The sequence below is a fragment of the Paenibacillus mobilis genome (assembly GCF_058267595.1).
On record NZ_JBZCMS010000005.1, the window covers coordinates 164,516 to 179,262 of the forward strand.

Here is a 14,747-nt window from a genome sequence, read left to right on the forward strand (position 1 = left end):
CCTCCCTTTCGAATTTCTTGCTATAAATGAATTACCGTAAAAATCAATCAATCCCTGGGCTGTTTATCTTTTAGCCATCTCGGAGCCCCTTTGTTTTTGCGATCGCGGTGCCGGTCGAGCTTTCGTTCTCCGGCTGGTTTAGCAGCCGGAGACTTGGCGCCCGCTTTCCGGGCGGACGGCGATTTCGGTCTTGCCGTTCCCCGGCCCGGCTCCGCGCCTCTGTAGCTCTCCGTGTCCCCGTTTCTGCCGGAAAAACCGCGCGATCCGGGTCCGCTTTCGCCCCGGCGTCCTCTGCTCTCCGCTTCCGAATCCCGCAGCGGCTTGATTTCCCTGCGGTGCGGCCGGGCTTCCTCTCTAGGCGTCGTGATCCGTCCGCCTACCAAACCCCGCAGCCCGAACGTAATGCCCAGCTCCCGGGCAAACTTGCGGACGATAAACGTCTCCTGCGGCGAAACGATCGTGATGGACAAGCCATGCCGTCCCATACGGCCCGTCCGCCCCGCGCGGTGCACATAATTTTCCGAATCCGTAGCCGGATCCAGATGAATGACCATGCCCAGCTGCTCGATATCCAGCCCGCGCGCGGCCACGTCGCTCGCGACCAGCACGCGGTATTCGCCGTCGCGGAACCTGCGCAGCGTCAGGCTGCGGGAGGTTTTGTCCGCATCCCCGTAAAGGGCTCCCGCGTTCAGCCCCACGTAATTCAGCTTCGCTTCGATTTCGCCGATCGAGTCAATTTGGTTAACGAACACAAGCACCTTCGGTTCGTCATAAGTACGGACGATTCTTCGCACCAGGTCGATTTTGTCCCGCTGCTCGCAGACGAAATACAAATGCTCCAGCGTGGCCGAAGTCCGCTGCTCCGGCTCGATGCCGATCTCCACCGGGTCTTTCATCTCACGGGCTGCCAAAGCACGAATTTCGTCCGTTACGGTAGCGGACAGGAACAGAAGCTGTCGGTCGCGCAGCGACGCCTTAAGAATCTGGTCCACATCTCCTGCCCCGCCCAGCTGGAACAGCTGGTCCACCTCGTCGATGACCAGCATCCGCGTTTCATGCAGCTTGAGCTTTCGGCTCGCAAGCAGCTCGCGGACACGCCCCGGCGTTCCGACCACGAGCTGCGGATGCCGTTTCAAACGCTCCACCTGACGGCCGATGGCCGCGCCGCCGATCAGCGCTTGCGTTTCGATCTCCGTTCCTTCCGCATAACGCTCGCTTTCGCGTAAAATCTGCATCGCCAGCTCCTGCGTAGGGGCAAGAATAAGCGCCTGCGTCACCTTGCGCGAAGGGTCGATACGCTGCAGGACCGGAAGCAGGTACGCTAGTGTTTTCCCCGTTCCGGTCTGGGATTGGGCTATGACGTCGTGTCCTTCCAGCACGGCCGGTATGGCGCTGGCCTGTACGGGTGAAGGCGAAATAATGTCGAATTCGGCCAAGCGGTCCGCAAGCCTCTCTGCGACCCCGATATTCCTAAATGTTTGAGTTGTCATGTATGTCCATCCTTTATCCAAAAGTCGTTATTTCCATTATATGCGATATTCCTTGCCGCTCCAAACTACTGCTTTTTAACGCTAAAAAAGACGCCCGGATCATCCGGAAGCGCCTTACGCAAATCCTTCTTATTTTTTGTTGATCATCCCGCCTGCCAGCCGGTCGGCCAGCCGGGGAAACAGCCGGTACAGCTTGGTGCCGAACCCCGCCGCCCATGGCAGGTCCACTTCGGCTTTTTTACTTTCCACGACCTGTACAACAGCCTTGGCGACCTTCTCCGGTTTCAGGAGAAACCTGCCGACATTCTGGGCATAATGCCCGCTTGGATCGGCGCCCTTCAAAAACGGCGTATCGATCGGCCCCGGGTTAACCGCAGAAACGGTAATCCCCGTGCCCCGCAGCTCCTGCCGCAGGGCATCGGTAAATCCGAGCACGGCATGTTTGCTTGCCGCATACGCGGATGATTTCGCCGTAGCCAGCTTTCCGGCCATGGATGCAATGTTGACGATTTGTCCCCTTCCGGCTGCCAGCATCCCGGGCAGCACAGCCTTCGTGCAGCGGACCGTCCCCATATAATTAACGTTCATCATGGCTTCAAATTCATCAAGCCCGGTTTCCGCGAACGTCTTAAACCTGCCGAATCCAGCATTGTTAATCAGACAATCGACGAAACCGTAAGTCTCTTTAATATATTGAAATGCTTCGGTCACCGAATCCTCCGCAGACACATCCAGCTTTACAAGGCCAAAGGGCCCGGCCAAGCCGTCTGCTACCTGCTTCAGCTTGTCCCCGTTTCGGGCTGCAAGGATGACAAAGGCTCCCCGCCGCGACAGCTGACCGGCCATTTCAGCCCCGATCCCGCTGGACGCGCCGGTAATGACAACCCGCTTGTCTTTAAGCATGTCCTCGCATCCTTTCCGCTATAGAAGGCGGCAATCCTCCGTCCTGAAGCCCCCGCTTCACTTGCCGCCTGTTTGCAGAATCTATATTACGAGATCATGACCTGAATATCCAACTCGCCTATGCCATCCATATGCAGAGGAATGCAGAGCGCCATCCGCGGGGCCTGCTCGTTCTCCTCCGACTTCATGACTTTAGGCGGAGTAATATCAACCACATAACCTTGATTGGACAAAATCGTGCTCGCGTTGCCGCTGATCATGTTGCCCAGCTCCGAAATGGCGCTTTGGCCCATTTCATCCATTTCCGTCAGTACAAAGCCGCCCATCATAACGGATACAATCCGGAGAGCAACCTGCTCTTGAAGGCCAAATACGACATTCCCGCTAAATTGGCCTGTCATCCCCACTTGTATCCAAATATGATTCTGGATGGGAGCGATCTCTTTTACGCCAAGACTTCCGGTGGAAGGTGAAACCTGAATGACTTGTTCAAGAACAAGCCTTGCAGATTCCAAAAAAGGATTAATCACTTCTGCTTTCACGTAAAATGCGCCCCTTTTCACTTGGAACTGTTTCGATATGCATCCTTAGTCCCGCTCTTAATTATTTTGATTATACTTTATCACTAGAAATAAATCATTAATTTTCAACAATTTCACCCATAAATTTTCATTCATTTCATGCATAAAACTGCCCCGGTTTGTCCACTGTACACATACATCTAAAATTGCTAAATAACCTGTTCCCGATTCCCATTGCTCCAAATCGTGCTAACCCCTATAATATTATGAAAAGCTGACCCAGGTTCGGACCATATGGTTTAGAGTCGTAGTGATGCAAGGAGGGGTACAATGAACATCAGCCAGTTGGAAACTCTCATCACCATTTCAAAAACAAAAAGCTTCCGAAAAGCCGGCGAGCTGCTCAACCTGACTCAGCCGGCCGTCTCCGCCCAGATCAAAAGCCTTGAGGATGAATTCAAGACCGTGCTCGTCGACCGCAATCAGCCGGTGACCCTGACCGACAGGGGCCAGGTCTTTCTGGAACGTGCAGAACGAATACTGGATATCGTGGAAGAACTGAAACAGAAATTGTCCGACATGGAGCAAACGCCTCAGGGGCATATAGTCCTAGGTACCACGACTTCTATCGCGATCCAGATTTTGCCGCGCATCCTTTCCTATTTCCAGGACCAGTTCCCGCTGATCAAAACGACCATCCAATCCATGGCTTCGTCCCAAATTTACCAGAACGTCGAGCAAGGGCTGGTCGATATCGGCATCGGTTATCTGATCGAGCATAACCCGCAGATTCATGCTTCCGTCCTGTATTACGATACCTTCGAGGTCGTCGTATCGCCTCTTCATCCGCTTGCCAAAGAAGAAAAACCCGAACTGGAAATGCTGCGCGATCTTCCGCTGATCCTGCTCTCCCCTGATACGGTTGGACGGCGGTTTGTGGAGCAGGTTTTCCGGGACAATAACATGGAGCCCAATGTGGTGATGGAGCTGTCGAGCAGCGAAGAAGTCAAGCGGATGGTCGAAATCAACCTCGGCGCCGCAATCATTTCCAAACAGACCATCTCCAGAGAACTCAGGCTCGGCACCTTGCAGATCGTTCCTATCCCAGAGCTGGAGGTTACTCATCCGGTAGGCGTTATCTACAAGTCCAGCCGTTACATCAACTCGGCCATGCAGCAGTTCCTTGGCGATTTGAAAGGCATGCCGGAAACCAAATTTACCGGTGCGGATTAACCGGTTTTGATGACGAAAGGAAACGAGCCATGAAATTTGATCTCCATACCCACCATTTTCGCTGCGGCCATGCCGACGGCAACATCCGGGATTATATTGAAGCCGGCATAGCTGAAGGCCTTCAGGTGATTGGCATCAGCGATCATACGCCTTATTTCGGCAGTGCCGAAGAGCAGCCTTTTCCCCGCATTGCCATGGGCAAACAGGAACTTAAGTCTTATGTAGACGAAGTGTTGAAGCTAAAAAAGGAATACGAGGGCCGAATCGACGTGCTGCTCGGAATCGAGTCCGATTTCTTTCCGGAGCATGCTTCTCTATATCAGTCCACGCTGGCTGCTTATCCCTTTGATTATATTATCGGTTCCGTACACAGCAGTGATAATACCAGTATCTTTAATAAATCCAGATGGAGAAATTTAACGCCCGCCAAGCAGATCGTTCACAAGGAAAATTATTACGATCTGATCCGCCAGTCGGCGCGCAGCGGCATGTTTCAGATTCTCGGGCATATCGACGCGATGAAAGGGAACTATCCGGCGTTTTCGGATATTCCGGCCGAGCAAGCGATCGAGGATACCTTAAAAACGATTGCCGAATGCGGGGTATCCATCGAAATCAACACCTCCGGCAAAACCAAACTCAGCGGCGGCTGGTACCCTTCCGACGCCATTCTGGAGCGGGCTCTGCACTACGGCGTAGAAGTCACCTTCGGCTCGGACGCCCATAAGCCTTCCCGAGTCGGGGACGAATGGGAGCAGGTAGCCGCAAGGCTGAAGGAAATCGGCTTTACCAGCTGGGTATATTACAAAGAAAAGCAGAAGCAGACGGTAGCCCTGTAAAACTTCGGGCTGCACACAAAACAAAGAGCCCTGCCTCGATCTGTTATCCGCTTGTTTGGGCGGTTCGGACGGCACGGCTCTTTTTTGTCAGGTCTGTGTTTGTCTCTCTTCCATCAGCAAGCTGCGAAAAAAAAAGGGAACCCGGCCAGATTGGCGGGTTCCAAACATTTATATATTCAAAAGGGGGTCATGTCTTCATATTAACCGCATTCTGTTAGGTTTAAATCACAGTAATATTTCAATTGTGTAACAAAGCATCACGCGGCGGCTTTTTTTGCTTTCCTTCGGCCGTCAGCCAATAATGGCGGCCTTTGTAAGGGGCCGTTTCAGGTCCGTCGGGGATCTGCTGACTTCGGGCCGCTGGCATAAACCCGCATTTGGCCAGCACTTTGCCTGAAGCGGTATTGTCCGCGTCGCAGAAAGCAAAAACCGTCTTCAGCCCCAGGCTTTCAACCCCATATTCCAGCAGCGTCCGTGCCGCCTCGGTGGCGATCCCTCTGCCCCACAACTCGGGAGCTATCATATACCCCATTGTGGCGCTCCCCTCCTGCTCGTTCCACCGCTGAAAAGAGCATAAGCCGGCAAAGCGGCCATTTCCCCGCAGCACAACGCCAAAATGCAGAGACGTTAGCGCCAGATAACATTCCTCGAAATACCGGTAAATCCGTTTGGAGCTGCGGGCGGTTTCGGGGCGAAAGGCCATATATTTTTTTACGAGCGGTTCGTTTAAAATGCGGTACAAATCCGCTTCATCCTGCGGAAGCACCTGGCGCAGCAGCAATCGTTCGCTTTGCAGCGCTGGAAACCCTTTCCTGAGCTCTTGCTTGCGGGATTCAGGCATTCCGTTACCTCCTTAGCCTTCGCTGGATAGATTCCTTCCCCTTCCCGCTATACGGCGTCATCCCCGGCTGGATCTGTCTCCGGTTCCATTTTGGGTTCGATGGCTAGCTCCTCCGTATTCCCTTCTTTAAAAATCTGCCGGAATACGCTTAGCATGGAAAGCAAATAAGCGACCGTTATAAAGCTGAAGAAGACCTCCATTACCACGATCATACGGGATGTGGCATCCGTCGGCTGGATATCTCCATACCCTACCGTCGCAAAGGTCACCACGCTGAAATAAAGGAAAGACACCGTCTGATCCAGAAGCCCGCCATCAAGGCCTTTGCCCGAAAAGCTGGCATTCCCGAACATTTTATAAATGGAAGTATAAACAACCGTAAAAAACAAAACGCAAACCAGCACGGTGACGCTGATGCGGATAACTGTTGACCGGAGGGTAATCTTTTTCATGGCGGAGTCGGCAATTTCCCTAAACATAAATAAAATATAAAACACGTCCGAACCAAATACAAACAGCAGAATGACGGCTTTCAGCATCTTGTCCGAATCAAACAAGGACCCGAAATCGACCCAGCCGAGCAGGTCCTCCAATGAAGCAAACACATAAAACAAGATGGGCGCAAGCAAAATCACCCTGCTGGACAGCCGGCGATCCAGCCGGTAAAAGAACAAAACCAAAAACAGGAAACCCGCAGCGTTCGCCAATATCAGCCAAATCCTCATCACGTTCAGCTCCTCTTTTCGTTTAATAAGAGAGCGCTTATTTGCTTTGCTTGCTTGTTATTACCCTAAACCTGGGGCCTCTGCCCCAGCAGGGGACTGAAAGTTCTGTCAAACCAAAGCGCCGCGGATTCTCCCGAATATCCGGCAAAGAGTATCTGCAGCTTTAAAGGCAATCTCGTCATATTCAGACAAAAATAAAGCAAGCCCCGCGCGGCCGGACATCCGGCTATCGGGGCTTGCTGGGTTAAAGCTGGCAGCTATAACGGGACGGTTAACGGTTAACCCTTAACAGATAACCGTTAGCTGGTCAACCAACGTTTAAACATATGTTTTGTGGTTTGTTTGTTCATTTCGGCAATGGAGGTAGTAAGCGGAATACCTTTTGGACAGGAACGCACGCAGTTCTGCGAGTTGCCGCAGCCTTCGATGCCGCCGTCTTCCATCAGCGCCTCCAGCCGTTCCTCGGCGTTCATTTCGCCCGTAGGATGGGCATTAAACAAACGGACCTGGGAAATCGGCGCGGGACCGATAAAGTTGGTTTTGTCGTTCACGTTCGGGCAGGCTTCCAGACAGACGCCGCAGGTCATGCATTTGGACAGCTCATAAGCCCACTGGCGTTTCTTCTCCGCCATTCTCGGGCCTGGACCCAGATCGTAGGTACCGTCGATCGGAATCCATGCTTTTACCCGTTTCAAGGCGTTAAACATGCGACTGCGGTCGATGACCAGGTCGCGGACGACCGGGAAGGTCTTCATCGGCGCAATGCGGACGGGCTGCTCAAGCTTGTCGACCAGTGCGGCGCAAGCCTGGCGCGGTTTGCCGTTGATCACCATGGAGCAGGCTCCGCAGACTTCCTCCAGACAGTTTGATTCCCAGCAGACAGGAGCGGTAGAATTGCCGCCTGCGTTCACCGGGTTACGCTGTATTTCCATCAAGGCGCTGATCACGTTCATGCCCGGACGGTAATTAAGCTCAAACTCCTCCGTATAGGACGGGGATTTCGGATCGTCCTGGCGGGTGATGATAAACTTCACTTTTTTAGGTGTGGTCGTTTCGGCCATGTCCTGTTCCTCCTTCTTAGTGTTTGTCCTTGGAGTAATCCCGGATCCGCGGCTGAATCAGCGAAACGTCGACGTCCTCATAGGAAATCTGCGGACCGTCCGGCGTAAATTTCGCTCTTGTCGTCTTCAGGAACTCCTCATCGTTCCGGTTCGGGAAATCCGGCTTGTAATGCGCGCCGCGGCTTTCGTTGCGCAGCAGAGCGCCTGTCGTCATCGCTTCGGCCAGCTCCAGCATGTTGCCGAGCTGACGGGTAAAGGCAGCGCCGGCGTTGTTCCAGCGGGAAGTATCGTTGATGTTGATGCGTTTATGGCGCTCTTTCAATTCCTTGATTTTGTTGATGGTGGCCTCCAGCTTGTTGTTGTAGCGCACCACGGTCATGTTATCGGTCATCCATTCGCCGAGCTCTTTATGGATGACGTAAGCATTTTCCGTACCGTTCATGGCCAGGATGCCTTCGTATTTCTGCTCTTCCGCTTTCTTAGCCGCCTCATAGACGGTAGAGGATACGTCCTCCGCCGATTTCTTGAGGCCGCGGATGTATTCGACCGCCTTCGGACCCGCAACCATGCCGCCGTAAATCGCCGACAGCAGGGAGTTGGCTCCCAAACGATTCGCGCCGTGGTATTGGTATTCGCATTCCCCTGCCGCAAAAAGCCCCGGAATGCTTGTCATCTGGTTGTAGTCCACCCACAGGCCGCCCATGGAATAGTGGACCGCCGGGAAAATTTTCATCGGGATTTTGCGCGGGTCGTCGCCCATAAACTTCTCGTAAATTTCGATGATGCCGCCGAGCTTGACGTCCAGCTCTTTCGGATCTTTATGCGACAAATCGAGGTATACCATGTTTTCACCGTTGATGCCCAGCTTCTCGTCTACGCACACGTGGAAGATTTCGCGAGTGGCGATATCACGCGGCACCAGGTTGCCGTAAGCCGGATATTTTTCCTCGAGGAAATACCACGGTTTGCCGTCCTTGTAGGTCCAGATCCGTCCGCCTTCGCCGCGGGCCGATTCGGACATCAGACGCAGCTTGTCGTCGCCGGGAATCGCCGTAGGGTGAATCTGGATGAACTCGCCGTTCGCGTAATCCACGCCCTGCTGGTACACGGCGCTTGCTGCGGTACCGGTGTTGATCACCGAGTTGGTCGTTTTGCCGAAAATAATGCCCGGTCCGCCAGTCGCCAAAATGGTCGCATCCGCCGCAAAGGTCACCACTTCCATGGATCTCAGGTTCTGGGCGGTGATGCCCCGGCAGATGCCTTCATCGTCAATGACAGCCTTCAGAAATTCCCAGGATTCATATTTGGTAACCAGTCCTTCGGATTCGAAGCGGCGTACCTGCTCATCCAGGGCGTACAGCAGCTGCTGCCCGGTTGTTGCGCCGGCAAAGGCCGTGCGGTGATATTGGGTGCCGCCGAAACGGCGGAAATCGAGCAAACCTTCCGGCGTGCGGTTGAACATGACGCCCATGCGGTCCATCAGGTGAATGATGCCCGGCGCCGCCTCGCACATCGCTTTGACCGGAGGCTGGTTCGCCAGAAAGTCGCCGCCGTAGACCGTATCGTCAAAATGCTCCCAAGGGGAGTCGCCTTCGCCTTTTGTATTTACCGCTCCGTTAATGCCGCCTTGGGCGCAAACGGAATGCGAACGTTTTACCGGAACCAGCGAGAACAGGGCTACCTGAACGCCTGCCTCGGCCGCTTTGATTGTCGCCATCAGGCCGGCCAGGCCGCCTCCGACGACGATAATGCTTTTCTTAGCCATGTCTTATGCCACTCCTTATCCTATGAACGTCTTCAGCGTCTGAAGCATGGCCGTGCCGTCCGCTTCGAATTCGATGCCGCGGAACACAAACAGCGACCAGGTAAACATAACGGCCACAATGACAAACAATCCCATGCAAATATAAGAAGAAACCCGCTGCGCGCGCGGTCCGACCGTAATCCCCCAGCTGACCATAAACGACCAAAGCCCGTTCGTAAAATGGAAGGACACCGCGATTACGCTGATCAGATAAATGGTGAAATAAAACGGCTGCGTCACGATGTCATGCATCCATTTGCCCAGCCCCTCATGCGTCACGTTGCCCAGGGAAACCTGGATCCGCGTCTGCCAGATGTGCCAGCCGATAAAAAACAAGGCGATGATCCCCGTCACCCGCTGCAGCGTGTACCGGAGATTGCGTTCATGCTTGAAGCGGTTGTTATTCGGCTTGGCCTGAAAAGCGATATAAGTGCCGTAAACCCCGTGGTACAAAAGCGGCAGCCAAATAAAAAGAATTTCGAGCACGAGCACCAGCGGCAGACTGTTAATCCATTTTACCGCGTCTCTGAACCCCTGCGGTCCGCCTTCAACGGCCGAAAAGTTGGTGATCATATGCTCCAGCAGAAAAAAGCCTAACGGAATGATCCCCAAGAGCGAGTGCAGCTTTCTGGAATAAAACCCTTTCATAAATGCGTTTACCCCTTTCACGATTCCGTCTTTGCCGATGATGGCGGTTACATTTTTCGATTAAACCCGATTCAAGCCGTCACGGTTCGCTTCTTTTCGCCGGTCTGTCGATCAAATTTCGTGTTGAAACGGCAGCCCGAATTTCAGACCGTACATGTGAACAACTTGTGTCGCTTTAATGTTACTCTTTTTTATCTTATAATGGAATTGCAATATATTTATTAATTGTTATAACTTCTGTGCATAACAGCGAAAAATAAAAGGATTACGCAGGGGGAAAACGGCATGATGCACGAGGACTTAGGGGTATTTGCGACCGTGGTGGAGCAATCAAGTTTAAACAAGGCGTCAAAGCTGTTAAATTTGTCTCAGCCTGCCCTGTCGCGCAAGATTGCCAAACTGGAGGAGGAACTTGGCGTAGAGCTGTTCTACCGCAGGGGAAAAAGGCTGGAGCTGACCGAAACCGGCCAGGCCGCTTATGCTTATGCCGTCGAGCAGCGTTCGCGCCATAACGAGTTTATGCAGTCCATCTCCCGTTTCCAAACGCCGATCCGGACCATCGCCACCGTCGGCGCGAGTTTGACCACGATTCAGACGACGCTTCCCCCGCTGATCGAGGCACTGATGGATAAATACCCCGATACGGAGCTGAAGCTGGTCACCGGCAAAACGCATGAAATCGTCTCCCAGGTCAAGGAAAATAAACTGGATCTTGGCGTCATCGCCTCCTCCATCGCCGAACCCGGCCTCCAGTGCATTCCGCTGTTCCAGGATCATCTGATGCTGGTCGTACCTAAACGGCATAAATTGACGAAGGCCGGCAGAACGGTCGTCATGGGAGATTTGAACGGCCTTCCGATGATCACGTTTTCCAAAGGCACCTGGTACCGCAGGCTGGTGGACGAGGTGTTCGGAAAATACGCCGTGGCTCCCGATACGCGCATGGAAATCGACTCCTTCGAAGCGATCGTCCGGCTGCTGCCGATCTGCAAGGCGGCCGCCCTGCTGCCCCGTTCTTATCTGCGGCCGCAGCTGCTGCGCGACAACGAGCTCGTTTCGCTTCCGATGAAGGAGCTTGGCGAGACGCGGAGGGCCACCTGTCTGATTTACCCGCTGCAGCCCGAGAACGGCAGCCAGGCGCTGGAATGGGCGGCGGAGATCAAGGATTTGTTCCGGAGCAGCTTGTCCTTCCCGGCTGAAGAATCCTTAGTGTAAGAAGAAAGTCATTACCTTAAATGCCTCAATGCCTCTTTCCGAACACAATAAATAAAGGATGCCCGTTGGAACGAGCATCCTTTCCTTCTTTATGAATGAAACGGGCAGCCTTTGGGCGGCTCCGCTTTCCGCTGAGGGCCCGCGGCATTTGGATGCCGATTTGGGCTGTGCGGTTGTCCACTGTCCTTTCCATAAGGACGGGTCTGGTAAACGTAGTTCGGCGAAACCTCCCGTTCCCGGTAAGGCCGATCCCAGATCGGCGTCGCCGCCGGTGACATCGGCGGAATCAGCCAGGACCAGCGGCCATTGACTTCCCGCCCCGCTTCCGCCTCGCGTTCCTCGAATTTGACGAACTGCTGGGCCGCCGTGTGGTGGTCGACGATGCTGACCCCTTTTTGCTTAAACGAATGAAGGACGGCCACGTTCAGCTCGACAAGCGCCCTGTCCTTCCACAACGTAGTCGGGCTCGTCCGGTCCAGACCAAACACGTCAGCCACCTCGGGCAGTTTATTGTACCGGTTCTGATCGGCCAGATTCCGGGCGCCGATTTCCGTTTCCATGTACCATCCGTTAAATGGAGCCGCGGTATAACGCAGCCCGCCGATCTCAAGCGCCATATCCGCAATAAAAGGCACGCCGTACCAGCGCAGTCCCAGCTTGGCGAAATCCGGATTCTCCGGATGGCTCAAAGGCACTTCGAGGACCAGCTCCTCCGGAATCGGGTACCATTCCGGCTCCTGTCCGTCGATCTGAATAATAAGCGGAAGCACGTCGTACGGCGTTTCCTCCCCTTTCCACCCCAGGCGGACGGCCTCACGGGTCAGCTCCAGCGAAGCGGGATCCCCAAGGATGCCGTTTTCCGTTTCATAACCGGCATAACGGACAAGCTGATGGTTCCACAGGCGGATTTCCCGTCCATCGTCCAGAGCCTGCCGGAAAATCGTGATCACCGGTTTGGCTTTGCCTCCGTTGGTCGCGATCCGGATGTGCTCAAACAGTTCCGCTGCCACTTCTCCCGCGGTTTCCAGCGTCCGAGCATCCCGGACAACCAGCGAATCCCAAAACAGACGCCCGATGCAGCGGCTGCTGTTCCGCCAGGCGGCTCTGGCGCCAAATGCCAATTCTTCGGCAGTATGCCAGTAAGTGCCTGTTTTCACAAGACTTGACGTAATTTCATCGAGCCGGCGTTCGGTTTCCTCCGAGCTTTTTCCAAGCTCTGGGTAACTCGCCCTGATAAAGGCTGCGGCTTGTTCCGCTGCCGCAGCCGTATGATTTTCCAACACGTCAAACATCCCTTTCCCCGGACAAAAGCTTGTACGGTCAGCCTGCTGGCCAACCTTTATGAAGGCTCCTGTTCATATTCGTCTATGGAAGTTTCGAATTCATGAATGCTGTTGTTACTGCCTATTACCACCATTATATCATTCGTGTTCATCAAGTCCATCGAAGTAGGCGCAATGATGCATCCGACCGGCTTCTGGAGCGCGACGATGCTGCAGCCGAAGCGGGAATGGGCATGAAGCTCTCCGATCGTTTTTCCGTCCAGCACGGGCGGAACGGCAAGCTCTACGATGCTGTAATCCTTGGACAATTCAATATAATCAAGCAAATTCGGCGTGACCAGCTGGTGAGCTACCCGGATGCCCATATCCCGTTCCGGAAAAATGACCCGGTCTACGCCAAGCTTTTCCAAAGCCCTGCCGTGCAGGACGGAAATCGCCTTGGCCACCACCTGGCGGATCCCCATTTCCTTCAGCAGGATCGCGGCCAGGATGCTCATCTGGATATCGTCGCCGATCGCCACGATGCCGCAGTCGAAGTTGCGGATGCCCAGCGACCGGAGCATATCCTCGTCCGTAGCATCGGCCACCACCGCATAAGTCAGAAAATTGCTCATCTCGTCGACCAGCTCCTCGTTGCGGTCCACGCCAAGCACCTCATATCCTAAATCCATAAGCTCGAGCGCCAGGCTTGAACCGAAGCGGCCGAGGCCGATGACGACAAATTGCTGATTTTTCATAGTTAATATTCCTGCTCCTTATCCAATAATCATTTGCCCTTCCGGATGCCGGTACAGTTCCCGGCCTTTTTTCGGGCCAAGCGCATAGGCTAGTGTGAGGGGACCTAAACGCCCAATAAACATTGTAATACAAATGACCACTTTGCCGAAGACAGTGAGGTCCGTCGTCAGCCCCATAGACAACCCCACCGTGCTGAACGCGGAGGTCGTCTCAAACAGGATGCTCAGGAAATCCGCGGATTCCGTCGTCGACAGCACCATGGCAATAAAGATCAGCAAAAACAACGTCAGCAGCGTAATCGTCAAAGCCTTTACGATCCGCTCCTGCACGATCCGGTACCGGAACATCACGATATCATCCCGCCCCCGGATCATGGAGAACATCGCGCCGATCAGAATGGCAAAGGTGGTGACCTTGATGCCGCCCCCCGTAGAGCCCGGCGCTGCGCCGATAAACATCAGAATAACGATGAAAAACTGCGTGGCGTGCCGCATCGAGCCGATATCCAGCGTAGCTACCCCGCCCGAACGGGGAGTGACCGACTGGAACAGCGAGCTCCATATTTTTCCCGTCCAGCTCAGAGGTTCAAGCGTTTTGGGATTCGAAAACTCAAATATGAAAATTACGACCGCCCCGAACGCAATTAAAGCGCCGGACATGGACAATACTACTTTGGAGTGCAGCGAGAGCCCGCGGTTCTTCCTGTAATCGACCAGATCGGAAATCACGATAAAACCGATGCCTCCGGTAATAATAAGCAGCATGCTGACGATGTTGATGATCGGGTCGGACACATGCTCCGTCAAGCTTTGAAAATTGCCCAGCAGGTCAAATCCGGCGTTGTTAAAAAGCGATATGGCATGGAACACGCCATAATAGGCTGCCTTGCCAAGAGGCATCTCCACGGCCCAGCGCAGGGTGAAAATCAAAGCCGAGACCCCTTCGATAATGACGGAATAAAGCAGCACCTTCTGGATCAGCCGCACGATGCCTTCCATCGTATTCTGATTCATCGCCTGCTGAAGCAGCAGCCTGTCCTTGAGCGAAATCCGCCGCTTGAGCACCAGCGAAAACAGGGTGGCCATGGTCATGAACCCCAATCCGCCCACCTGCACGAGAGCCAGGATCACCACCTGTCCGAAGATGGTAAAAAACGTTCCCGTATCCTTTACGGCAAGCCCGGTCACGCAGGTTGCGGAAGTCGCCGTAAACAAGGCGTCAATAAAGGACAATCTTCCGGTCGGTTTTATGGAAACAGGAAGCATCAGCAAAAAAGTCCCTATAGCTATAATTAAAGTAAAACCGAGCACCAATACCTGCGGCGGTGAAAATTTGCGTTTTTTCAAGTCAGGTTTCCCCTTCTCAATTCGTTTTTTTATTTAAAAAGCGATGATTTAAATTTACCCTTTTTGAACCCGAATACAACCTTAACGCGTCAGCCGCCAA

14 protein-coding genes are annotated in these 14,747 nt (G+C 53.7%); 3 read left to right on the top strand and 11 right to left on the bottom strand.

All coding sequences use genetic code 11. The features are described from left to right. Positions 1-47: 47 nt before the first annotated feature. The 3 genes from AC3ZPD_RS11580 to AC3ZPD_RS11590 all read right to left on the bottom strand — a co-directional run bounded on the left by AC3ZPD_RS11580 (position 48) and on the right by AC3ZPD_RS11590 (position 2,935). Complete coding sequence (locus AC3ZPD_RS11580) at positions 48-1,490, bottom strand: DEAD/DEAH box helicase (RefSeq protein ID WP_490984450.1); 1,443 nt, start codon at positions 1,488-1,490, stop codon at positions 48-50. Positions 1,491-1,619: 129 nt separating this feature from the next. Beyond that, positions 1,620-2,393 (bottom strand): SDR family NAD(P)-dependent oxidoreductase, encoded by a 774-nt coding sequence (locus tag AC3ZPD_RS11585; protein ID WP_490984451.1) that lies wholly within the window; start codon positions 2,391-2,393, stop codon positions 1,620-1,622. Between the two features lie 86 nt (positions 2,394-2,479). Continuing rightward, entirely contained in the window at positions 2,480-2,935 is a 456-nt protein-coding gene (locus AC3ZPD_RS11590) for a chemotaxis protein CheX (RefSeq protein ID WP_490984452.1), read from the bottom strand. 309 nt (positions 2,936-3,244) lie between these two features. Between AC3ZPD_RS11590 and AC3ZPD_RS11595 the strand changes: the two genes are divergently transcribed. Then, positions 3,245-4,147, top strand: coding sequence for a LysR family transcriptional regulator (locus tag AC3ZPD_RS11595; RefSeq protein WP_490984453.1), 903 nt, complete (start codon positions 3,245-3,247; stop codon positions 4,145-4,147). A gap of 29 nt (positions 4,148-4,176) precedes the next feature. Next, the gene (locus tag AC3ZPD_RS11600; protein ID WP_490984454.1) at positions 4,177-4,986 is read left to right on the top strand and encodes a histidinol-phosphatase; all 810 of its coding nucleotides are present in this window, start codon (positions 4,177-4,179) and stop codon (positions 4,984-4,986) included. Positions 4,987-5,224: 238 nt separating this feature from the next. Here AC3ZPD_RS11600 and AC3ZPD_RS11605 read toward each other — a convergent pair whose 3' ends face one another. From AC3ZPD_RS11605 to AC3ZPD_RS11625, 5 genes are all read right to left on the bottom strand, one after another. Then, a complete protein-coding gene (locus AC3ZPD_RS11605; RefSeq protein ID WP_490984455.1) occupies positions 5,225-5,827 on the bottom strand; it encodes a GNAT family N-acetyltransferase in 603 nt (200 codons plus the stop codon). Between the two features lie 47 nt (positions 5,828-5,874). Continuing rightward, positions 5,875-6,552: an ion channel gene (locus AC3ZPD_RS11610; RefSeq protein WP_490984456.1), complete on the bottom strand. Its 678-nt coding sequence runs from the start codon at positions 6,550-6,552 to the stop codon at positions 5,875-5,877. Positions 6,553-6,851: 299 nt separating this feature from the next. Continuing rightward, positions 6,852-7,613 carry a succinate dehydrogenase iron-sulfur subunit gene (sdhB, locus tag AC3ZPD_RS11615; RefSeq protein WP_490984457.1) on the bottom strand — a complete coding sequence of 254 codons (762 nt, stop codon included), beginning with the start codon at positions 7,611-7,613 and terminating at the stop codon, positions 6,852-6,854. Between the two features lie 16 nt (positions 7,614-7,629). Next, on the bottom strand, positions 7,630-9,378 hold the full coding sequence (gene sdhA / locus AC3ZPD_RS11620; RefSeq protein WP_490984458.1) for a succinate dehydrogenase flavoprotein subunit: 1,749 nt from the start codon (positions 9,376-9,378) through the stop codon (positions 7,630-7,632). A 15-nt stretch (positions 9,379-9,393) separates the two neighbouring features. After that, a complete protein-coding gene (locus AC3ZPD_RS11625; protein WP_490984459.1) occupies positions 9,394-10,065 on the bottom strand; it encodes a succinate dehydrogenase cytochrome b558 subunit in 672 nt (223 codons plus the stop codon). 288 nt (positions 10,066-10,353) lie between these two features. On the opposite strand from AC3ZPD_RS11625, the gene AC3ZPD_RS11630 reads away from it, so the two are divergent. Then, positions 10,354-11,280: a LysR family transcriptional regulator gene (locus AC3ZPD_RS11630; RefSeq protein ID WP_490984610.1), complete on the top strand. Its 927-nt coding sequence runs from the start codon at positions 10,354-10,356 to the stop codon at positions 11,278-11,280. Positions 11,281-11,369: 89 nt separating this feature from the next. Here AC3ZPD_RS11630 and AC3ZPD_RS11635 read toward each other — a convergent pair whose 3' ends face one another. From AC3ZPD_RS11635 to AC3ZPD_RS11645, 3 genes are read right to left on the bottom strand one after another with little or no spacing between them, the layout of a single operon-like run. Continuing rightward, positions 11,370-12,572: a nitric oxide synthase oxygenase gene (locus AC3ZPD_RS11635; RefSeq protein WP_490984460.1), complete on the bottom strand. Its 1,203-nt coding sequence runs from the start codon at positions 12,570-12,572 to the stop codon at positions 11,370-11,372. A gap of 47 nt (positions 12,573-12,619) precedes the next feature. Beyond that, positions 12,620-13,300: a potassium channel family protein gene (locus tag AC3ZPD_RS11640; RefSeq protein ID WP_490984461.1), complete on the bottom strand. Its 681-nt coding sequence runs from the start codon at positions 13,298-13,300 to the stop codon at positions 12,620-12,622. An 18-nt stretch (positions 13,301-13,318) separates the two neighbouring features. Beyond that, on the bottom strand, positions 13,319-14,647 hold the full coding sequence (locus AC3ZPD_RS11645; protein ID WP_490984462.1) for a TrkH family potassium uptake protein: 1,329 nt from the start codon (positions 14,645-14,647) through the stop codon (positions 13,319-13,321). Positions 14,648-14,747: the final 100 nt, after the last annotated feature.